The sequence below is a fragment of the Novosphingobium sp. genome (assembly GCF_049240505.1).
GTDB lineage: Bacteria > Pseudomonadota > Alphaproteobacteria > Sphingomonadales > Sphingomonadaceae > Novosphingobium.
Genome location: NZ_JBMLSM010000178.1, coordinates 1 through 20,278, shown reverse-complemented (window position 1 = coordinate 20,278; position 20,278 = coordinate 1). Strand labels below are relative to the sequence as shown.

Sequence of the window (20,278 nt, the reverse complement as noted above, 5' to 3'; positions counted from 1 at the left end):
ATGGGAAGAGCCAGAAGACGAAGTGGGGGAAGTGAGGACAACCTTCCTCATTTCGCTTCGCCGCAAAGTTTTTGTCGCATGCAGTCGCATGTTCGTCTGCATGAAAATGATGCGGATTTTCAAGTTGACGAGTGATCGAGAACTGTATTTTTGGAGGGCTGCAAACGGGAAACGCAGCTTATGACTCAGATCGACAAACTTTTCACACGCATCCTTGCAAGTCCGCAAAAATCGCTGTCTTGCCGCGATTTCGAGCGCTTGCTCTCCGCCTTCGGATTCATCCACGTGCGGACCAAAGGCAGCCATCAGGCATGGCACCACCCTGACGCCACGCGCCCTCTCATCATCCAACCGCGCGGGAAGGATGCGAAGCCCTATCAAGTGCAGCAGTTTCTTGATATGATCGAGGAATTGGGCTTGAAGCTGGACGAATGAACGCGCACCACTATCATATCAATGTGTTCTGGTCAGCCGACGACGATTGCTGGATCGCCGATGTCCCGGACTTGCGCCCATGTTCTGCGCATGGCGAAACACCGTCTGAAGCGCTGGCTGAAGCCGAAGTCGCGATCGAACTCTGGCTCGAAACCGCGCGCGAACACAATTTGGCGATTCCCGCGCCCCGCTATCGCCCTGCTATCTACGCTGCACGTTAAGGCCTCATATGGCCCGTAGCCGTCGTCATACACAGATCAGTGGTTACACATCTGCCACAAGCGATGCGCGCTGGAAGGCTGCGGCGGCCCGAAAATTGCGTCGCCGCCTGCGGCAAACACTCGGCGCGGGCCAGGATCTTGCACGATTTCCCGGAAAGCGGTGGGATTTGGTCAACCCTTGGTCTTCCGAGAAAGATGGCAAGGGCTGGGTTCGCAATCCATCTGCAGATTTCTGGCGTAAATAACATGCGTATTCTCGCAACCACTCTCACCCTGACCCTCGCCGCCTGTTCGCAGTCGCCTGCGGCAACGGTGCGCGATGGCGCGCCTGATAATGCGGTGCGGATGGTCATGCCGGAAGGCGAGGCGCTTCCCGGCACGCGCGATGCGACTTCTGCGCCGGCGTGGGCGGCAGCGCCGGATGCGCAGGTGGCGCGGTTCGGGCATCCCGGTGATGCGCCGCTGGTGTCGGTTGCCTGTCGTGAAGGCGTGCTGGTTGTCACGCGCCACGCTGCTGCGCCTGTGGGAGCGCAGGCCCTGTTTGCGCTGGTGGGGAGCGAAGGCATCCTGCGCCTGCCGGTCGACGCCACATCAGTGCCGGGCCAAAGCGGATATCTGTGGCAGGGCACGCTTGCTGCCGACGATGCGCGGGCTGCTGTCATACGCGGCGCTTTCACCGGAACCTTGCCGGGCGCGGGCATGATCAAGGTTTCGGCTGGCAGCGCCATCGGCAATGTGATTGCCCGCTGCCGCAGTTCAGCGCCGGTGGCCGCGCCTGCGCCGGTTGGTCCGGCGCAGGCAGTGGAATAACCGATCAGACTTTGCCGAATTTGGCTTCGTAAGTAGCCGTATCGCCGCTCGCCAGAAGCTTGGCCTGCTCTACCCAGCTATCGCGCTTGGCCCGGCCCGCAAACGTGCCAAGCTGCGCGTCGATCCGAGCAATATCCTCGTCAGTCCACGCCGCGATCTGGGCATAGCTAGTGACGCCAAGCGAGGCGAGCAGCGCCTTGAGCTTTGGCCCCACGCCCTTGATGCGGCCAAGGTCGTCGCCCTGCGGCGTGGCCTGAGCCGGTGCCGCCTCTATGACCTCTTCCGCCGCTGCGGCTGCCACGACCTCGCCAATCCCGGCCATCGTGCCAACGCCGGGCGGCGGCGTCACGAGTGCTGCCGCGCTTGGCGCATCGATCAAGGCAGTGTTGCGCGCAGCCTTTTCGGCACCTTCAGAAAGGACGTCGGTATATTCGCGCTTCTTTGGCGCGGGCTTGCTCCGCCCCCATATCCACCAGACGACGAACACCACCACCAGCACGATGCCAGCCAGCAAAGCCTGGTTGGCCTCGAACATCTGCACCATTTGAAATCCCCTTGGCTCTCAGGTCCGGCGTCTCAAACCCGGTCAGGCCGCCTGCTGCTTGCGAAACAGCACACGATCCTCCGGCCCGAATGCGCGGACCCACAACATGTAGCAGTAAATACCCAGAATCATGGGAATTCCAAAGGCTAGTTCAGCCCATTCAGGCAACCACGTGCTGGCAATGCCCACGGCCAGCGCCGGGATGATTGCCCACGCCAGCCCCCAGCGCCAGTTGCTGATGCTGTGCCCCAGAATGCGCGACAGCACGCGCGACTTCACCGCCGACGAAAGCCCCAGCGAAAGCGCCAGCGCCAGCGATGCCGCCGCCGCAACATACATCGGCCCCCAACCTGCGTTCTTCGCGACGAGAATCAGCGCGGTGGTTAGCGCAGCCTGAAACGCGATCGTCGCAACGCTGATCCACAGGTTGCGCATCCGCGCGAGGTAGACCAGCGCCGCCTCGCTCACCACCGCCTTCGAAGCCACGACTTCGGCGATCAACAGAAACGCCAGCGCCGCTGTGCCCGAGACGAAGGCAGGCCCGCCAAGGCCCATCAGCCCCTCACCCGGAATGCCCAGCGCCATCGCAATGCCGATCTGCGCCGCGCCGATCCAGAAGCCGACCTGGCAGACCTGCTTGGCAATCGCGGCATAGTCCTTGTCTTTCACGCTGCGCGTGATCACCGGCCCCAGCACAGGTTCGAAGCTGGTTTTCAGCTTCTGCGGCAATGAGGCGAACTGCTGTGCGAAATAGTAGATGCCCACGGCTGCCTCACCCACGAAGAAGCGCAGGATGAACACATCGAGCTTGCGCGTTCCCCATTCCACGGCGTCTGCCCCGGCCAGCGGAATATTCCTTCGCGCGATCTGCCACAGCAACACCGGATGGGGCTTCCACGCACGCGGCAGGCCATAGCTTTTCAGCAGCACGACCACCGCTACCGCCGTCGCCGCCCAGACGGACGCGAGATAAGCAAGACTGAGGCCCGATGACGGCCAGATAAAGAAGAAGGCTCCCGCCGCAATCGAGATCGTCCAGGGTTCGACCACCGACCGCGCGCGCACGGTCGTCGCCACGTCAAAGCGATAGGCCAGCGCTGCCAGCGCCAGGTCACCCAGCGCCAAACCGGGGATCGCCAGAACCAGCAGCCTGTCGGCAAGGCTGAAATTGCCGCTGGGATACATCGATTCGGGGAAGAGATAGATCAGGGCGCCCATGCCCAGCGCCAGCGACATGGCCAGCAGAACCGCATCGCCCACCACGTTGGCGGGGTGTTCGTCCCCTTCGGCAAGCCGCTGCGCAAGGCCGCGTTTCTGGCCAAGCGTCGCCAGCATTCCGGCGAATTCGACCATGACCAGCGCCGAAGCGAAACGGCCCATCGCGGGGGCGCCATACAAGCGGCTGGCGATGAACAGGAACGGCATACGCGCCAGCAGGCGCAGCAGGAAGCCAAGAAAATTGGTGCGCCCGCCCTTGGCCAGCGCGGCAATATCTTGCTGCGGAGGCTGCGCGGGATCAGACAAGCGGTGTTTCTGCCTTCAGCGGGCGGGAAAGCAGCCCGGCCACCACATCGCGCGCGGGTGCCGCGCCTTCGAGCAGTGTCACCACCGCTTCGACGATCGGCATAGAAATGCCACGATTGCGCGCAACCTCTGCCAGAACGGGTGCGGTGAACGCACCTTCCGCCACGGAATTCTTCGCACCCAGCACATCGGCAGCACGCGCCCCTTCGCCCAGAGCCTTGCCTAGCGAGAAGTTGCGGCTGGACGTAGATGAACAGGTCAGCACCAGATCGCCCAGCCCCGAAAGCCCGGCCAGCGTCTCTGCCCGCGCGCCCAGCGCCAGCCCGAAGCGCTGCATTTCGGCAAAACCCCGGCTGATCAGCGCCGCACGGGCATTCTGGCCAAGCCCCAGCCCGTCAACCACACCGCAAGCAATCGCCAGCACGTTCTTCACCGCCCCGCCGATCTCCGCCCCGGTCACATCGTCAGAGTAATAGGGCCGGAACGTGGGCCGGGCGATGGCGGCAGACAGCCGCTGCCACTGCGCCTCGCCGCCTTCACATGCCAGCGTCACCGCCGTGGGGAGGCCAGCAGCCACTTCATGCGCAAAGGTCGGGCCAGACAGCACGGCAAGGCTGGCACCGGGCGCGGCGGCGCGCGCCACATCGGCCATCAGACGGCCCGTACCTGCTTCGATACCCTTGGAGCACAACACCACATCGCCACCTTCGCGGCCGATACCCGCCAGCACATTGGCCAGAAACTGCGCCGGGGTAACCAGCAGCAGGATCGGCAGAGCGGCCATATCCGCAAGAGCGGTCGTCGCGCGGATCGTCGGCGCGAGCTTTGCCGATGGCAGGAACAGGCTGTTGGTGCGGGCGGTGTTGATTTCATCCACCAGTTCCGCTTCACGCGCCCATAGCAGCACGTCGCGTCCATCGCTGGCCAGCATCTGCGCAAGGGCCGTTCCCCATGCGCCAGCGCCAACGACCCCTACGTCACCGGTCATCCCTTTACCCCCGCACCGCGCACCGGCGCGGCATTGGCATCGAGCGGCCAGCGCGGACGCGCCGCCACGTCAAGCGGATCGCTGTATCCCAGAGCAAAGCGTTCCGCGCCAGCCCAGCCGATCATCGCTGCATTGTCTGTGCACAGTTTCGGCGGCGGCGCGACCAGCCGCAAGCCATGATCGGCCGCCAGAGCCTCCAAAGCGCCGCGCAGGGCAGCGTTGGCTGCAACCCCGCCCGCAACGACCAGCGCCGTCATGCCCGAAGAGGCAGTGCCGAGCGCAATTCGCGTGCGGTCGACCACGCAATCAAGCGCGGCCTGCTGGAATGAGGCCGCGATATCGGCATCGGCGTGGATGCCTGAGTCCTTCGCCCGCATCACCGCGCTTTTCAGCCCCGCAAACGAAAAGTGCGGCTCTCCACTGCCCACCAAGGGGCGCGGCAGCGGCACGGCTTTGGGATTGCCCTCGCGCGCCAGACGCTCCACCGCAGGCCCGCCCGGATAGCCTAGCCCAAGGATCTTGGCGGTCTTGTCGAACGCTTCACCCAGTGCATCGTCAATCGTCGTGGCCAAACGGCGATACAGGCCCACGCCTGCCACTTCCAAAATCTGGCAATGCCCGCCCGATACCAGCAGCAGCACATAAGGATACTGCAACGAAGGATCAGCAAGGCGCGGCGAAAGCGCGTGACCTTCAAGATGGTTCACTGCGACCAGCGGCTTGTCCGCCGCCATTGCCAGCGCCTTGGCGGTGACCAGCCCGACCATAACTCCACCGATCAGCCCCGGACCGGCAGTGGCGGCAATCGCGTCCATATCATCAAGCGTCAGGCCCGCATCGGCCAGCACGGCTGCGACCATCGGCCCCAGCACTTCGACATGCGCGCGCGCCGCAATTTCGGGCACCACACCGCCATAGGGGCGGTGCGCCTCATCCTGCGAGGCGATGCGCTGTGCAACGATGCGCGCCGCCAGCGTGGTGCCATTGCCGTCGATCACCGCGGCAGCGGTTTCGTCACAGCTGGATTCTATGCCAAGGATCAGGGCCATCTGGCGCTTCCCTCTAGTGATAAACGCCGCTACGGCAAGCGGTGCATGAACACGTCCCTATCTGAACGCCCCCTTATCCGCCCGCTCAAACTCGGCACGCGCGCATCACCGCTGGCGATGGCGCAGGCGTTTGAGGCGCGCACCCGGCTTTGCACAGCGCATGGCTGGGACGAGACGATGGTCGAAATCGTGCCCGTTACCGCCAGTGGCGACAAGATCCTTGATCGCCCGCTGGCCGAAATCGGCGGCAAAGCCCTGTGGACCAAGGAACTGGACGCTTGGCTGTTCGAAGGCGAAATCGACTTTGCCGTCCATTCGATGAAGGACGTGGAAACGATCCGCCCTGAAGAATTCTGCATTGCTGCCGTTCTGCCACGTGCCGACGTGCGTGACGTGCTTGTAGGTGCGGCCTCCATCCATGCCATTCCGCCCGGCGCGCGCGTCGGCACCAGCGCACCGCGCCGCGCCGCGCAGATGCTCCACGCCCGGTCCGATCTTCAGATCGTGGGCTTTCGCGGCAATGTCGCCACGCGGCTGGCAAAGCTTCATGCGGGCGAGGCCGATGTCACGCTGCTGGCCGCAGCAGGCCTGCAACGACTGGACGAGACAGGCGTCGGCACCCCGCTGGACGAACACGAATGGCTGCCCGCACCGGCGCAGGGCGCGATCGGCATCGAATGTCTGGCCGCCAACAATGATGTGCGCGGCTGGCTTGCTGCCATCGACGATCGCCCCACGCACGAAGCGGTGCTGGCCGAGCGCGCTCTGCTAAAAGCACTGGGCGGCAATTGCCACAGCCCGATTGCGGTGCTGACCACACATCACGAAACCTCGCTAACCCTGCGCGCCGCGATCTTCAGCCCGGACGGCGCAGAGCGCGTGGAAGCGCACGAAACGTTCGCACCCGGCGACAGCGCCGGACCACAACGCCTTGCCCATCGCCTGCTGGCCAATGCGCCAGAATCGGTCACCGTTCACTTTTCGGGCGAATGACCGCGCCTGCAAAACCGTTGCCGCTGGTCGTGATCCGCCCGGAGCCGGGCAATCACGCCACCTGCGCCGCCGCGCGCGAACGCGGGGTGGAAGCGGTGCCCTTTCCGCTGTTTACCATCGAACCGCTTGTCTGGCACCTGCCGGAAGGTTCCTTCGACGCGATCCTTGCCGGAAGCGCCAACGTGTTCCGCCACGGTGGCCCGGCTCTCGATAGTCTGAAAGGCGTTCCCGTCATCGCTGTCGGAGCCACCACTGCCGACAGCGCGCGCACAGCAGGCTTCACGGTGCGGCTGATCGGCGAAGGCGGCTTGCAGCCCGTGGTCGCCACGCTTCCACCGGGAAGATATATCCGAATCGCCGGGGAAGACCGGGTCGAACTTACTCCGCCATCTGGCGTGCGAATCGAGACGGCGGTTGTTTATGCGGCGCACAGATCACCCCTCCCGCGTGCGCTGACGCACGTTCTGGAGGCAGGCGCGGTCGTCCTTTTGCATTCCGGCGAAGCCGCCCGGCATTTCATGACAGAGTGTGAAAGGCTTGGAATTGCGAAACAATCGATCTACCTCGCCTGCCTTGCCCCACGCATAGCTGTGCTTGCGGGTGAAGGCTGGGCCGGGGTCGCAACGGCACAGGCAAGAACCGATGCCATGCTGCTGGAACTTGCCATCGGAATGTGCCAGATAGTGTGACATCGGGGCGACAGGACAAGCGAAAAAGAATGCAGGATCTTGGCTATAGCCCGCAAGCGGCACCGCGACGAAGCGGTCTTGGCGGGCGCACAGTCGCGGCTCTGGTTGCCGGATGCCTTCTGGCAGGAGCCGCTGGTGCCGCATGGCTGGGTTGGCGCAACGGATTGATCGACGTGCGCGTGAACGATTCAGGCGTGCCCCAACTCGTCACGTCGCCAGTAGCCCCACCTTCGCCCAGCGCCACCGCCGCCGAAGCTGCCGCCAATCAGGCGCAGATCGACGCGCAGATTTCCACCGCCACGGCCCGCCTCGCCACGCTGGAACAGCGGTTGGCAGAACTGAACCAGCAGGCGCTTGCCGCATCGGGCAATGCCAGCCACGCCGAAGCCCTGCTGCTGGCCTTCGCCGCACGTCGCGCGGTGGAACGCGGCCAGCCGCTCGGATGGATCGAAGCGCAGTTGCGCGCGCGTTTCGGCGAAGCGCAAGGCGCTGCGGTGGATCGCGTGATCGCCGCCAGCGCCACGCCTGTCACTCTCACCCAGCTGGGCGAAGAGTTTGAACTGATGGGTGCCGAACTGATCGGCGGATCGCGCAACGAAGGCACATGGGACTGGTTCACCCGTCAGGTTTCCGACCTGTTCGTCATCCGCCACGACGATTCGCCCTCACCCGCGCCGGAAGTGCGGCTGGACCGCACGCGCTCTTTCCTTGTCGGCGGCAAGGTCGAAGCGGCGGTTGCCGAAGTGGAAAAGATGCCGGGCCGCGAAGTGGCGACCGACTGGATCATCCGCGCCCGCGATTACATGGCCACACAACGCGCGCTCGACCAGATCGAGGCCGCGGCACTCACGGGCGGACAACCGGTTGCCGCACCAGCGCTAACGGTCGCGCCCGAACCGACGGCCAGCGCATCGCCCGCAGTACCGCCGCTGCCACCGGCAGGGTCTACGCCACCGATTTGATGCTGAGCCGCGTTAATGGCAAGCGGGGTCCGCTTGGACAACCCTTTGCGCTGAAAGATGCCGTTCACCCCTCCACTACCGATGTTTTGGGCAAATCCTTGGTCCAAAACCAACCGAACAGGTGGCTAAGGAACGGGACCGGTAGCAAGCCGAAAGTTATCCCAAAAAGGAAAGCAATCTTCGCATCTTGTGGATCTCCCTTGCCGCCAAGCACGTGGCCCACTCCCTCCCAGTCGAACGACGCTCCTGTCAGCCAGGTTGTGGTCAGACCCAAAGCAACCGTGAAGATCAACTCTGCAACAGTGTTGCCGATAGCGAACCGCCCCCGTTCAATGCTTCTCATCGGGCGGTTCACGGCTTTGGCGAACCAAGCGATTGGCAACGATATAGCGATGATCGTGATGACCATCGAGGAAACTGGAGCGTCGCCATCTACATTGAGTACATAGATCAGTAGTGCTCCGGCAACAGCCACCTTCGTTGCGGCAAACGCCAAAACGTAGCGGAGCATCGAGACGGGTTGCGCACAGTGAAGGACCATGTTGTGTTCCTACAACGAGAATTTCAGCTTTCCACTTAAAACCGGCCAGCCAACCACACCACCACAATCCCAAAAACCGTCGTCCCGGACTTGATCCGGGACTTGGCTTTTATTCTTCAGCGCATGGCCGCAAAAGCAAGCCCAGTCCCATGTCGAGCACGGGGCAACGGGTTTAGAGCTGTACGTCCAGCGCTACGCCGCCAAACTCACGCCGCGCGCAGCAGCTTCGGCAGATCCCCGCTCATCCCGCGCGCTTCGTCCATGAACCAGCGCTTCAGCGGAGCGGCGCGCTGCACGCCTGCCATGCCCAGACGGCGGATGGCGGAGGGCACCTTGCCCGGAATCCCGAACAGGCGGGTCAGCACATCGGTTGCCGTGGCCACCATGAAGGTATCGGCCGCGCGCCATCGTTCATAGTGGGCGAGCAATTGCGCATCGCCCACGTCCAGCCCCAGCCGCACGCCATCGGCCAGCACTTCGACCAGCGCGGCCACATCGCGCAGGCCCACGTTCAGGCCCTGCCCCGCAATCGGGTGCATCCCGTGCGCCGCATCGCCAATCAGCGCCAGCCGGTCTTCCACGATCTTCGCGGTGTGGTGGAAGTTCAGCGGATAGGACGAACGAGGGCTGGCAAGGTCGATCTTGCCAAAGATGCCGTGCATCCGGCTCGAAACTTCGCCCAGAAACATCGCGTCGGGCATGGCCAGAACGGCGGCGGCGTCCTTTTCGGCCACGGTCCATACCAGCGCAGAGCGATGCGTGCCGTCCGCGTCATCCAGCAGCGGCAACAGCGCGAACGGCCCTGCCGGATAGAACACTTCCCACGCCACGTTGTCGTGCGGCTTTTCATGGGTCAGCCCGGCAATGATCGCGCGGTGGCCGTAATCCCACTTGGCGGGCGTAAACCCGGCTTCGTCGCGCGTGGGGGACTTGCGCCCCTCAGCCGCCACCAGCAACCGCCCTTTCAGCACGCGCCCGTCAGACAGGGTAACAGCCACGCCATGTTCGCCCCGCTCGCGCGAAATGACATGGCTTTTGGGGTGAAAGGCAATCGCCTCCTCCCGCGCCGCCACACCATACATCGCAATACGCAAATCGCGGTTGGCATACATCCGCCCCAGCGAGCCATCGTCTGCGCCGGGTTTGAAATCGATGCGCCCCGGCTTCATCCCGTCGGTCACCGCGATGGCATCGATCGGGCAGCCCTTCGGTGCCAGTTCCTCTGCCATGCCAAGGTTGGTGTAGAGGTTCCAGCTTGCCGTGGAGATGGCAGATGCGCGCCCGTCAAACCCTTCGGCGGTCTGCGCCGCAGGATCGGAATTGTCGACCACATGGCTGCTGATCCCGGCCTTGGCCAGCCCGATCGCCAGCGTCATGCCGACAAGGCCGCCGCCAAGGATCACCACATCTGCGCTCTGTTCACTCACCTGATCGCTCCACACGTATTGCCGGTGCCACCATCCAGATCGAGGCAGCGCCCGTCAAATGCACCTTGGGGGATCTTGAGGCCAATCCATGCCGCAAGCGAGGGGGCGATGTCCACCGTTTCTACCGGGCTGGGCTGCTCGAACCCATTCATGCCCTTGCGCCAGAACAGGATCGGCACGCGGCGATCATAGTCCCACGGGCTGCCATGCGTGGCGACATAGCCCGGCCCCGCCTTGGCAATGGGCACCACGCCGCGCTTGAGCATCACCACGAAATCGCCCGAATGCAGCGGGTTGTACGAAGCCCGTGCGCGCTCGGCCAGTGTCCAGGTTTCGGGCGAAGTGGTTGGCATCGGTGTTGCCGCGATTGCTGCGGCAGAAAGCACCACTTCCACCTGTGGATCGGCTTCGAGCAGGCGCTTGGCATCATCCACCAGCTTGCCCTTGATGCCTTCAGGCAGATCGCGCCGCAGCCAGTAATCACCCGAAGCGCCGTCAGAAAGGATCAGATCCTTCGCCTCAAGACCATACCGCTTGGCAAGCGTGGCAGAAAGTTGTGCCGCCGAAACCGCATCGCCAACGCGCGATGATTTGTCCAATGCCTGTTCGTTCAGCCGCTCTGGCAAGTCGAACCCGCCGTGGTCTGCGGTCAGCGCCACGGCATAATCGATCCCGCGCTTGTCGAGGCTGGCGAAGAAATCACCCAGCGCCATGTCCAGTTGCGCAAGCTGGATGCACATTTCCGCGCCTTCGGTGCCCGTCGAATGGCCGACGTAGTCCGTTGCCGAAAGGCTGAGTGACAGGACATCGGGCACTGCCCCCTTACCCAGCTTCTGCTCGTCCACCAGCTTCAGACCAAGATCGAGCGTCGCGCGGTCCAACCGGGGCGAGCTGCGGAAAGCGCCGGAATCTCCCGCCTTCAGCGCGAAATGGCCATTGCCGACGCTGGCCGCCCCCGCCTTGATCGCCCGGTCGGCCCGGCGGCAATGATCGGGCAGCGGAAACTTTGCGGCACCTTTCGCCAACAGCGTGGTAACCTGCGCGTTCTGCGCCTCTGCCGAAGGACCAATCTTGCGTCCGTTCAGCGTGACGAACTCCTTGCCCTTCCACCAGTAAACCTGATCGATATCGTGCCCGCCCATCATCAACGCGCCGCGATCCTTGCCCGAAACGGCAATGTTCCGCGCCGCCGGATTGGCCTTCTTCATCCATTCGCCCAGCGTCGGCACCAGCAAATGCACGGGCGAGGCCACATAGTCCTTCGATCCCGCGCTGCGCTGCGCCACATCCTCGGCGCAATAGACCACTTTCGGCCCCACCGTGACAGACTGGTCGATCCACGAATTGGCGATGATCCCGGTGTGCGCCGGGCGGTTGCCGGTCAGGATCGTCGAATGGCCGGGGCATGTTTCGGTGGCAGCGTGGCTCTGGTATCCGGCGGGGAACACCGCGCCCTGCGTCAACCGCGCAAAACCGCCGGTAAAGTGCTGCCGATACTGCGCGAACAGATCGCCCGAAAACTGGTCGATGGATATCGCCACGATCAGGCGGGGCGCATTTGCCGGAACCTGCTGGCTAACGGCAGGCGCGGTTTCCTGTGCGCTGGCGGGGATGATCGGCAAAGCAGTCGCCAGCAGAACGGCGGCGAAACGGGACAGGCTCTTCACGCGGAACATACTCCTATGGGCAAGTGTGCTGGACTCAGACCAAGGCCAGCCGTAGGACGCCCAAGAGCGCTACGCATGGCCCCGCTTGCGCTGTCGTTCAAGGGGCCTTTTTGGACCTGTGCCCCCGATATGCCGATCAGCGAAACGGCCCGGATCAACATGTTGCGCACCATAGCGATGTTTGTGACGGCGCTGTTGCTGCTCACCTATTCCCCGCTGCGCGCCGCGCCCAACCATGTGCAGGCCACGCTGCTCGCAGAAGGCCCTGTCGAACCTGGCGGCACGGTGACGCTCGCCCTGCTGATGCAGCCGGAAAAGGGCTGGCACGGCTATTGGTCCAACCCCGGCGATGCAGGCTATGGCCTGACGCTCGACTGGACTTTGCCGCAAGGTGCCAGCACCGGCGCGATGCAGTTTCCGGTGCCGCAGACCTTGGTGGTTCAGGGCCTGATGAACCACGTTTACGAACATGACTACGCCGTCCTGGTGCCGCTTAGCCTACCTGTAGGTGCAGTTCAGGGCACCACGCTGCCGATCAGCGTCAAGGCGCAATGGTTGGCCTGCACCGACGCGATCTGCGTTCCCGAACGCGCGGAGCTGCAGGGGACGATAACAGTCGGCAACGGCCCGAAGGATGCCCGCTTCGAAGGCTGGCGCGCCGCCCTGCCCGCCCCGCTCGACCGCGCAGGCGCTTTCGCCCTTGGTCCCAAAACTCTTCGGCTTGCCCTGCCCTTCCCCGCCTCAGCATCCCTCGATGCCCCGCACCTGTTTCTGTCGACTGAAGGGCTGGTAAACTACGGCGCAGCCCAGCGATTTTTCCGTGAGGGCGACACACTGATCGTTGAAGTGCCACTGGCCGCATCGCCTGCGCCCGCGCAGAAGGTCGAAGGTCTGTTGGCGATGGGCAAGGACGCTGGCGGCATCAGCTTTGCCGCAGCACCCGGCACTGTTTCCACGGGCGGCACCGAAGTGGGCGGTGTCGCTACCTTCTCTGCCGCCACGCTCGGCTTGGCGCTGCTTGGCGCATTCCTTGGCGGGCTGATCCTCAACGTGATGCCCTGCGTCTTCCCGATCCTCAGCCTCAAAGCGCTGGCGCTCGCACGCGGCAATTCGCACAATGCAAGGGCCGAAGGGCTGGCCTATTCCGCAGGCGTGGTCCTCGCCTGCCTGCTGCTCGGCGGCGTCATGCTGGCCCTGCGCGCAGGGGGCGAGCAAGTCGGCTGGGCGTTCCAGTTGCAGGAACCGGGCGTCGTCGCCGTGCTGCTGTTGCTGGCCGTGGCGATCACCGCCAACCTCATCGGCGTCTACGAACTCCCCGGCCTTTCGGTTGAGCGCGGCGCTGGCAATTCGGGCGCGTTCGGCACCGGCCTGCTTGCCGCTTTCGTGGCCACGCCATGCACAGGCCCGTTCATGGCCGCCGCGATGGGCGCCGCGCTGGTGCTGCCGATATGGGCCGCTCTGGGCGTATTTGCGGCGCTTGGGCTGGGTCTTGCCCTGCCCTTCCTGCTGCTCGGCTTCGTGCCCGCACTACGCCGCCTTCTGCCCAAGCCCGGCGCATGGATGGAGCGCTTCCGCCGCTGGATGGCCCTGCCGATGGGTCTGACAGCACTGGCGCTGGGCTGGTTGGCATGGCGCATTGGCGAGGCGGAGTTCGCCGCTGCTGCCGTGGCGATTGCTGCTGCGCTCGTCGTGCTGCTGGCATTTGCCGGCAAGGGCCAGCGCCGGGGCCGCGCTGTCATGGCTTGGACACTACCAGCCACGCTGCTGCTCGGCGCAGCCGCCTTCGCCGCCACCCCGCATCTCGCCACCACAACGGCAGGCGAAAGCGGAGGCCTTCTCGCCGCCAAGCCCTTTTCCGAGGCTGCACTGGCTGAAGCGCGCAAGGCGGGGAAGCCCGTCTTCGCCTATTTCACAGCCGACTGGTGCCTGTCATGCAAGGTCAACGAAGGCACTTCGATAGAGCGTGAAAGCACCAAGGCGGCTTTCGAAAAGGCAGGCGTCGTGGTGCTGGTGGGCGACTGGACCCGCCGTGATCCTGCGATCACAAAATTCCTCACGGCCCAAGGCGCGGCGGGCGTCCCGCTTTATCTGTGGTATCCCGCAGGCGGCGGCCCGCGCCAGTTGCCGCAGGTGCTGACCCCCGATATGCTGGCGGGACTGCCGAACCCCTGATTTCAAAGCCCAGTTCCCCCGCGCAGGCGGGGGCCTCGGTATTGTTACGGAACATTTGCGTAAGCCGACTGAGGCCCCCGCCTGCGCGGGGAAGCACAGCTTTGGGCGTTACAAACTCTGCCCGTCATCCACCGAAATGAACGTGCCTGTCACCTGCCGTGAAGCATCCGACGCGAAGAAGAGCATCATATCGTCCAGCGCCGAAATCTCGGTCAGGCGCTTCCTCGGCCACGATGCGACCTGCGCCTTGCCGCCATCGGTATCGAACCATTCGCCATCGATCTCTGTGCGGATATAGCCTGGCTGGATCACGTTGACATTGATCCCCAGCCGCGCCCATTCGCGCGCGAACTGCCGCCCCAGATGCTGAACCGCCAGCTTGGTCGCGGCATAGGCGCTGTCACCCTGCGCCGTCATCTGTGCGGTAATCGATCCGGTCAGGATGATCCGCCCCTTTTCGGACTGCTTCGATCCCGCCGCAATCATCCGCCGCGCCCCTTCGCGCGCGGTCAGGTAAACCCCGTTGAAATTGGTATCGACCACCCGCCGCATCGCGTCCGCAGGCATATCGACAGAGCGCCCTGCCTCGACGATCCCGGCATTGGCCACCACCACATCGGGCACGCCCAACGCCGCTTCTGCCGCATCGAACGCCGCAATGATCGAAGCCTCATCCGTCACGTCCAGCGACACGGCCAGCGCCCTGCCGCCTGCCACGTTGATCTCGTCTGCCAAAGCCGCCACGCGCTCAACCCGCCGGGCGCCCACCACCACTGCCGCCCCTGCTGCTGCATAGAGCCGCGCGAAATGCGCCCCCAACCCGGACGAAGCCCCCGTGATCAGCGCAATGCGGCCTTCAAGCGAGTAGCGCGGCATAGATATCATCCTCTCGATTTCCGACGAGAGGATTTAACCGATTGCTTAACCCATGCAAGCTCTGACTTGGCGCAGGCTGTTGCCCCTTACAGGCCCGCTTCGGCCCTACCCGGCTTCGCGGCAAAACCCTGCAATCCCAACCACCATTGCAGCGCAATCACCCCGCCCTTGGCCGGTTGCAGAAAGGCCGCCAGCAGCGCTACTGCCATCCCCGCCACGATCAGCATCATCACCCAGGCGGGAATTGCCGGATTCAGGCCAAGCTCAATAATCACCGGGGCCATGATGTGCCCGGTCAACAGGATCGAGATATAGGGCGGGAAATCGTCCGCCGCGTGCAGAGTCCAGTTCTGGCCGCACATCCGGCAGCGGTCCACTGGTTTCAGAAACGCAGTGAACAGATGCGTACCGCCACAACGCGGGCACTTGCCCTTCACCCCACGCCAAAGCGCCCCACCCAGACCTTGCGGAAGCGAAGCGCGGTCAATCGGCAGGGCAGCATCTGGCATTGCGCGTCCTACTTGGCGAAGGGGTTTTTCGGGCTGCGCAGCGTCAGCCGGATCGGCACGGCATCAAAGCCCAGTTCGCGGCGGATACCGTTCACCAGATAGCGCCGATAGCTTTCAGGCAATTGGTCCAGCCGCGTTCCGAACAGCACGAAGCCGGGAGGCCGCGTCTTGGCCTGCGTGATATAGCGCAGCTTGATCCGGCGTCCGCCCGGTGCGGGCGGCGGATTGGCGGCCAGCGCATCGTCGAACCAGCGGTTCAGCGCGGCGGTCGCCACGCGCTTTGACCATGCGGCGCGAATCTCGAACGCGGCTTTCAGCAGATCGTCCAGCCCCTTGCCGGTGCGACCGGATATCGCCAGCAGCGGCACGCCACGCACCTGCGCAAGTCCGTCTTCCAACGCGCCACGGATGCCCTGGAACAGGCCCGAAGGGTCTTCGGCAACGTCCCACTTGTTGATCGCGATCATCAGCGCGCGACCTTCTTCGAGCACCATCGAGGCGATCTTGAGATCCTGATGCTCCAGCCCGCGCGTGGCATCGAGCACCAGCACCACGACTTCGGCAAAATCGATGGCATGGCGGGCATCGGCCACCGACAGCTTTTCGAGCTTGTCGGTCACCTGCGCCTTCTTGCGCATCCCCGCCGTGTCGATGAGCCGCACCGGGCGATAGCCCTCACGCTCTGGATCGAACCACTGCCAGTCGATCGCGATGGAATCGCGCGTGATGCCCGCTTCCGGCCCGGTCAGCAGGCGGTTTTCGCCCAGCAGCTTGTTGATCAGCGTCGATTTGCCCGCATTGGGGCGACCGACAATAGCCAGCTTCAGGACGGACTCGGGATCGAACTCCTCCTCGTCGCCTTCAACCTCTTCTTCTTCATCGTCTTCGGCCTGCTTGCCCTCGATATGCGGGCGCAGCGCCTCGAAAAGATCGGCAAGCCCTTGCCCATGCTCGGCCGAAAACGCCACCGGCTCACCAAAGCCAAGTGCAAAGGCATCGTAAATGCCCGAATCGCCCTGCCGTCCTTCGGCCTTGTTTGCCATCAGCACGATGGGCACGCGGCTCTGGCGCAGATAGCGGGCGATTTCCTCGTCCAGCGGGGTCACGCCTGCGCGCGCATCGATCACGAACAGCGCAACGTCCGCCCCAACGAGCGATGCTTCGGTCTGCTGGCGCATCCGGCCCGGCAGCGTATCGGGATCAAGGTCTTCCCACCCTGCGGTATCGACGATGGTAAAATCGAGGCCGAGCAGCGTGGCATCGCCAAAACGGCGGTCGCGGGTAACGCCCGGCTGATCGTCAACCAGTGCGAGCTTCTTGCCGACAAGTCGGTTGAAAAGCGTGGACTTGCCCACATTGGGGCGTCCGATAATGATAACCTGTGGGCGCATCCGCCTCCCGTGGCTGTTCCTGCGCGTGAACGCAAGGGGCCGATTAAGTCAGGGTGTTTGATTAGCCTGCTATTAACCAAGGGTAGAAGGCCTGCCATAACCAAAGCATCGCATAACCCCTCGCATGAGGGAAAAGATCTGCCGTATTGCCGCACTGATGGCGTTCGCCCTGCCCGCACCGGGTAGCAACGCCGCAGAATTAAGCGATTTTTCGCGATCCACGGGGTCATTCACGGCTGACCGCGAATCACTCCCCTACCTGCAGTGCGTGCCCTATGCGCGGCAGGTCAGCGGCATCCATATCTATGGCGATGCGTTAACCTGGTGGGAGCAGGCCGAAGGCCGCTATGCCCGCGGGCGCAAGCCCAAGGCAGGCGCGGTGATGAGTTTCGCGCCCTATGGCCGGATGGAACTCGGCCATGTCGCCGCCGTCAGCAAGGTGATCGATTCGCGCACCGTGCTGCTGCGCCATGCCAACTGGTCCATGATCGACGGGCGGCGCGGCCAGATCGAAGACAATGTGCGGGCGGTGGACGTATCGGACGCAAACGACTGGTCCGAAGTGCGCGTATGGTATGCCCCCATCGGCAATCTCGGCACCACGGCCTGGCCGGTCAACGGCTTCATCTATCCCGAAAAGCCGGGCAAGCAGAAGGGCTTCACCCTTCTGGCGGCAAAACCGGTGGTGAAAGCAAAGGCTGCCGAAGCGCCCCGGTCGCTGGTCGGCGCGGATTTCCTGAAAGGGGTTCGGCCTGAAGTGGATACGAAAGCGGCACCAGTGCGGCGGCAACTGTCCTACAGCTACGGTGCCCCGAAAGCGCCTGCGCAACAGCAGGTGGCAAACCGGCCTGCACGCACGCACCCGGCACTGGCAGACGATCCCATTGGCCGGATCATCGCCGCCAAAACGCGCTAACGGGTAAGGTTTACAGCGCCTGCGCCCCCGCGAAGGCGGGGGCCTCGGTGTTGTTACGCAACCTTGCAATAAACCGACTGAGGCCCCCGCCTTCGCGGGGGCGCACCATTTGGCATCGGTATTGGTTACAGCGACTTGATGATCGCCGAAAAATCCAGCCCGGCGTTGCCCGCATCGGCAAAAGCCGAATAGAGTTCCTCGGCCCGCGCGCCCATCGGCACTTGCGCGCCTGCATCCTTTGCCGCCGCAATGGCAAGCTTGAGATCCTTCAGCATCAGCGCCGTGGCGAAACCACCCTGATAGCCGTTGTCTGCCGGGCTTTGCGGCCCCACGCCCGGCACCGGGCAATAGGACGTCATCGACCAGCACTGGCCCGAAGCTTTCGACGAAATGTCGTAGAACGTCTGGAGGTCCAACCCCAGCTTTTCCGCCATCGCAAAGGTTTCGCAGGTGGCGACCATCGACGCGCCAAGCAGCATGTTGTTGCAGATCTTCGCCGCCTGACCCGCGCCACTGGCGCCAGCGTGGATCACCGCCTTGCCCATCGCGGCAAGGATCGGCTCCGCACGGGCGAAAGCCTCGTCGCTGCCGCCGACCATGAACGTCAGCGTGCCACCATTGGCCGCCGCGATGCCGCCCGAAACCGGCGCATCGACCATGACGTAACCGGCCGCTTCGGCAGCCGTTGCAACCTCGCGCGCGGTAGCAACGTCGATAGTCGAACAATCCAGCAGCAGTGCCGATGTGGGCGCATGGCCAACGACATCGGCAGCGTAGACCGATTTCACGATGGCGCCGTTGGGCAGCATCGAAACCACCGCGTCCGCGCCCTGCACCGCGTCCTTCACCGACGTGTAGGTGGTGCAACCATTCTCGGTCGCACGCGCCAGCGCTGCTTCGGCCAGATCGAAAGCGTGGACATCATGCCCCGCCTTCACAAGATTTGCGGCCATGCCGCCGCCCATGTTGCCAAGGCCAATGAACGCGATTTTCATGGACTTAACGCCCCTTCCACACGCCGGGGCGCTTTTCGATGAAGGCCTTCATGCCCTCGGCCTTGTCCTCGCTGGCGGTCAGCACCTGGAACAGGCGGCGTTCGAACAGCAGGCCTTGGTCCAGCGTCGTTTCGAACGCGGCGTTAACCATTTCCTTGTTGGCGACGACAGCCATCGGCGGCATCGCGGCAATGACCTCGGCGGTCTTCAGCGCATCGGCCAGCAGATCGGCCAGTGGCACTACGCGGGTGACAAGGCCCGAACGCTCGGCCTCGGCGGCATCCATCATGCGGCCGGTCAGACACATGTCCATCGCCTTTGCCTTGCCCACGGCGCGGGTCAGGCGCTGCGATCCGCCCATGCCGGGAGCCACGCCCAGCTTGATTTCGGGCTGACCGAACTTGGCATTGTCCGATGCGATGATGAAATCAGCCATCATCGCCAGTTCGCAACCACCGCCCAGCGCGAAGCCGTTAACCGCCGCGATCCACGGCTTGCGCGTGGTCTTCACAAGGTGGCTGGTCCACTTCGAGAAGAAGTCCTCGTTGTAGAAATCCGCAGCAGGCTTGTCGGCCATTTCCTTGATGTCGGCCCCGGCGGCAAAGGCTTTTTCGCCCGAACCGGTCAGCACGGCGCAGCGCTGCGAAGGATCAGCCTCGAACGCGGCAAATGCCTCGATCAGGTCCGCCAGAACCTGCGAATTCAATGCGTTCAGCGCCTGCGGGCGGTTCAGCGTGATGAGGGTGACGGCACCCTTCTGTTCGACGAGGATGGTTTCAAAGGTCATAGCGGTTTCCATTCGTCAGCAGCGCCCAGCGGCGCAAAAATCTGGTCCAGCAGGTCGTCTGTCACGCCTTCTGGCGTCGCGGGCGACCACTTGGGCGCGTGGTCCTTGTCCACGATCACGGCGCGCACGCCTTCGGCAAAATCGGGCAGCGTCAGCACCCGCGCGCCCACGCGATATTCCATCGCCATGTTCGCGGCAAAGTCCGGCAGCGTAAGGCTGGTGGCCAGTTGGCGCAGCGCAACCTTGCAGGTCTGCGGGCTTTTGGTGCGCAGCGTGGCCAGCGTCGCAGTCGCGAACTCCGATCCGTCAGCCTCCAGAGCGGCGAGAATGTCCTCATAGCGGTTCGATGCGAAAAGCCGCTCGATCGCGTCGGCGTGCGCCGCGATCTTCGGTTCGGGCGGAACGGCAGAGAGTTCGCGCAGGATCGCAGGGATGTTCGCAGGATCTGCGGAAATTCGTGCCTTGGCATCAGCCAGATTTTCCGAAGGCAGATAATGCGTCGCCAGTCCTGCCCAAACGCATTCGGCACCATCAAGCCGCGCGCCAGTCAGCGCAAGATATTGGCCCAACCGCCCGCGCAAACGCGAAAGGAACCAGCCGCCGCCTACGTCGGGGAACAGGCCAATGCCGGTCTCGGGCATCGCCAGCTTGGTATTTTCCGTTGCGACACGGTAGGTTGCGGGGCCGGAAATGCCCACGCCGCCGCCCATCGTGATGCCATCCATGAACGCCACCACCGGCTTGCCATAGGTCATCAGCAGATGGTTGAGCTGGTATTCGTC

At 63.9% G+C, this 20,278-nt stretch carries 22 protein-coding genes; 9 read left to right on the top strand and 13 right to left on the bottom strand.

Annotated features, from left to right (window positions below; translation table 11 throughout):
* From ACOVQ0_RS14455 to ACOVQ0_RS14440, 4 genes are all read left to right on the top strand, one after another.
* Nucleotides 1-184 (top strand): hypothetical protein (locus tag ACOVQ0_RS14455; RefSeq protein ID WP_421885785.1); only part of this gene is annotated, 184 nt, incomplete at its 5' end.
* Nucleotides 181-435 carry a type II toxin-antitoxin system HicA family toxin gene (locus ACOVQ0_RS14450; RefSeq protein ID WP_421885783.1) on the top strand — a complete coding sequence of 85 codons (255 nt, stop codon included), beginning with the start codon at nucleotides 181-183 and terminating at the stop codon, nucleotides 433-435. The genes ACOVQ0_RS14455 and ACOVQ0_RS14450, both read left to right, overlap by 4 nt.
* A complete protein-coding gene (locus ACOVQ0_RS14445) occupies nucleotides 432-656 on the top strand; it encodes a type II toxin-antitoxin system HicB family antitoxin (RefSeq protein WP_421885780.1) in 225 nt (74 codons plus the stop codon). The genes ACOVQ0_RS14450 and ACOVQ0_RS14445 overlap by 4 nt, the downstream gene beginning before the upstream one ends.
* A gap of 246 nt (nucleotides 657-902) precedes the next feature.
* The gene (locus tag ACOVQ0_RS14440) at nucleotides 903-1,466 is read left to right on the top strand and encodes a hypothetical protein (RefSeq protein ID WP_421885777.1); all 564 of its coding nucleotides are present in this window, start codon (nucleotides 903-905) and stop codon (nucleotides 1,464-1,466) included.
* 4 nt (nucleotides 1,467-1,470) lie between these two features.
* Here ACOVQ0_RS14440 and ACOVQ0_RS14435 read toward each other — a convergent pair whose 3' ends face one another.
* The 4 genes from ACOVQ0_RS14435 to tsaD are packed head-to-tail and all read right to left on the bottom strand — an operon-like array spanning nucleotide 1,471 to nucleotide 5,571.
* The gene (locus ACOVQ0_RS14435) at nucleotides 1,471-2,010 is read right to left on the bottom strand and encodes a hypothetical protein (protein WP_421885774.1); all 540 of its coding nucleotides are present in this window, start codon (nucleotides 2,008-2,010) and stop codon (nucleotides 1,471-1,473) included.
* Between the two features lie 42 nt (nucleotides 2,011-2,052).
* Nucleotides 2,053-3,534, bottom strand: a complete 1,482-nt coding sequence (locus tag ACOVQ0_RS14430) for a lipopolysaccharide biosynthesis protein (protein ID WP_421885771.1) — start codon at nucleotides 3,532-3,534, stop codon at nucleotides 2,053-2,055.
* Nucleotides 3,527-4,522 (bottom strand): NAD(P)H-dependent glycerol-3-phosphate dehydrogenase, encoded by a 996-nt coding sequence (locus tag ACOVQ0_RS14425; RefSeq protein WP_421885768.1) that lies wholly within the window; start codon nucleotides 4,520-4,522, stop codon nucleotides 3,527-3,529. The genes ACOVQ0_RS14430 and ACOVQ0_RS14425 overlap by 8 nt, the downstream gene beginning before the upstream one ends.
* On the bottom strand, nucleotides 4,519-5,571 hold the full coding sequence (gene tsaD / locus ACOVQ0_RS14420; RefSeq protein ID WP_421885765.1) for a tRNA (adenosine(37)-N6)-threonylcarbamoyltransferase complex transferase subunit TsaD: 1,053 nt from the start codon (nucleotides 5,569-5,571) through the stop codon (nucleotides 4,519-4,521). Before tsaD ends, ACOVQ0_RS14425 begins: the two co-directional genes overlap by 4 nt.
* A gap of 45 nt (nucleotides 5,572-5,616) precedes the next feature.
* Between tsaD and hemC the strand changes: the two genes are divergently transcribed.
* Genes hemC through ACOVQ0_RS14405 form a run of 3 tightly spaced genes read left to right on the top strand, consistent with a single transcriptional unit; the run spans nucleotide 5,617 to nucleotide 8,215 of the window.
* Complete coding sequence (gene hemC, locus ACOVQ0_RS14415) at nucleotides 5,617-6,564, top strand: hydroxymethylbilane synthase (RefSeq protein WP_421885762.1); 948 nt, start codon at nucleotides 5,617-5,619, stop codon at nucleotides 6,562-6,564.
* Nucleotides 6,561-7,253, top strand: a complete 693-nt coding sequence (locus ACOVQ0_RS14410; protein WP_421885758.1) for a uroporphyrinogen-III synthase — start codon at nucleotides 6,561-6,563, stop codon at nucleotides 7,251-7,253. Before hemC ends, ACOVQ0_RS14410 begins: the two co-directional genes overlap by 4 nt.
* Before the next feature lie 29 nt (nucleotides 7,254-7,282).
* The gene (locus tag ACOVQ0_RS14405) at nucleotides 7,283-8,215 is read left to right on the top strand and encodes a hypothetical protein (RefSeq protein WP_421885755.1); all 933 of its coding nucleotides are present in this window, start codon (nucleotides 7,283-7,285) and stop codon (nucleotides 8,213-8,215) included.
* Between the two features lie 64 nt (nucleotides 8,216-8,279).
* On the opposite strand, the gene ACOVQ0_RS14400 is transcribed toward ACOVQ0_RS14405, so the two are convergent.
* The 3 genes from ACOVQ0_RS14400 to ACOVQ0_RS14390 all read right to left on the bottom strand — a co-directional run bounded on the left by ACOVQ0_RS14400 (nucleotide 8,280) and on the right by ACOVQ0_RS14390 (nucleotide 11,859).
* Entirely contained in the window at nucleotides 8,280-8,726 is a 447-nt protein-coding gene (locus ACOVQ0_RS14400) for a hypothetical protein (RefSeq protein WP_421885752.1), read from the bottom strand.
* A gap of 236 nt (nucleotides 8,727-8,962) precedes the next feature.
* Nucleotides 8,963-10,183, bottom strand: a complete 1,221-nt coding sequence (locus ACOVQ0_RS14395; RefSeq protein WP_421885749.1) for an FAD-dependent monooxygenase — start codon at nucleotides 10,181-10,183, stop codon at nucleotides 8,963-8,965.
* Nucleotides 10,180-11,859: an alkaline phosphatase family protein gene (locus ACOVQ0_RS14390; protein WP_421885746.1), complete on the bottom strand. Its 1,680-nt coding sequence runs from the start codon at nucleotides 11,857-11,859 to the stop codon at nucleotides 10,180-10,182. The genes ACOVQ0_RS14395 and ACOVQ0_RS14390 overlap by 4 nt, the downstream gene beginning before the upstream one ends.
* Before the next feature lie 120 nt (nucleotides 11,860-11,979).
* Here ACOVQ0_RS14390 and ACOVQ0_RS14385 point away from each other — a divergent pair, with 120 nt between their 5' ends.
* On the top strand, nucleotides 11,980-14,022 hold the full coding sequence (locus ACOVQ0_RS14385; protein WP_421885789.1) for a protein-disulfide reductase DsbD family protein: 2,043 nt from the start codon (nucleotides 11,980-11,982) through the stop codon (nucleotides 14,020-14,022).
* Between the two features lie 108 nt (nucleotides 14,023-14,130).
* Here the strand turns inward: ACOVQ0_RS14385 and ACOVQ0_RS14380 are convergent, their stop codons facing one another.
* The 3 genes from ACOVQ0_RS14380 to der form a co-directional block, all read right to left on the bottom strand.
* Complete coding sequence (locus ACOVQ0_RS14380; protein ID WP_421885743.1) at nucleotides 14,131-14,898, bottom strand: SDR family NAD(P)-dependent oxidoreductase; 768 nt, start codon at nucleotides 14,896-14,898, stop codon at nucleotides 14,131-14,133.
* A gap of 86 nt (nucleotides 14,899-14,984) precedes the next feature.
* Complete coding sequence (locus ACOVQ0_RS14375; protein WP_421885739.1) at nucleotides 14,985-15,407, bottom strand: DUF983 domain-containing protein; 423 nt, start codon at nucleotides 15,405-15,407, stop codon at nucleotides 14,985-14,987.
* A gap of 8 nt (nucleotides 15,408-15,415) precedes the next feature.
* Nucleotides 15,416-16,798, bottom strand: a complete 1,383-nt coding sequence (der, locus tag ACOVQ0_RS14370; RefSeq protein WP_421885736.1) for a ribosome biogenesis GTPase Der — start codon at nucleotides 16,796-16,798, stop codon at nucleotides 15,416-15,418.
* 124 nt (nucleotides 16,799-16,922) lie between these two features.
* Here der and ACOVQ0_RS14365 point away from each other — a divergent pair, with 124 nt between their 5' ends.
* Entirely contained in the window at nucleotides 16,923-17,714 is a 792-nt protein-coding gene (locus ACOVQ0_RS14365; protein WP_421885733.1) for a CHAP domain-containing protein, read from the top strand.
* Between the two features lie 125 nt (nucleotides 17,715-17,839).
* Here ACOVQ0_RS14365 and mmsB read toward each other — a convergent pair whose 3' ends face one another.
* From mmsB to ACOVQ0_RS14350, 3 genes are all read right to left on the bottom strand, one after another.
* Nucleotides 17,840-18,709, bottom strand: a complete 870-nt coding sequence (gene mmsB / locus ACOVQ0_RS14360) for a 3-hydroxyisobutyrate dehydrogenase (protein ID WP_421885730.1) — start codon at nucleotides 18,707-18,709, stop codon at nucleotides 17,840-17,842.
* A 4-nt stretch (nucleotides 18,710-18,713) separates the two neighbouring features.
* Entirely contained in the window at nucleotides 18,714-19,496 is a 783-nt protein-coding gene (locus tag ACOVQ0_RS14355; protein ID WP_421885727.1) for an enoyl-CoA hydratase-related protein, read from the bottom strand.
* Nucleotides 19,493-20,278: enoyl-CoA hydratase/isomerase family protein (locus tag ACOVQ0_RS14350; protein WP_421885724.1), on the bottom strand; the 786-nt coding region annotated here is incomplete at its 5' end. The genes ACOVQ0_RS14350 and ACOVQ0_RS14355, both read right to left, overlap by 4 nt.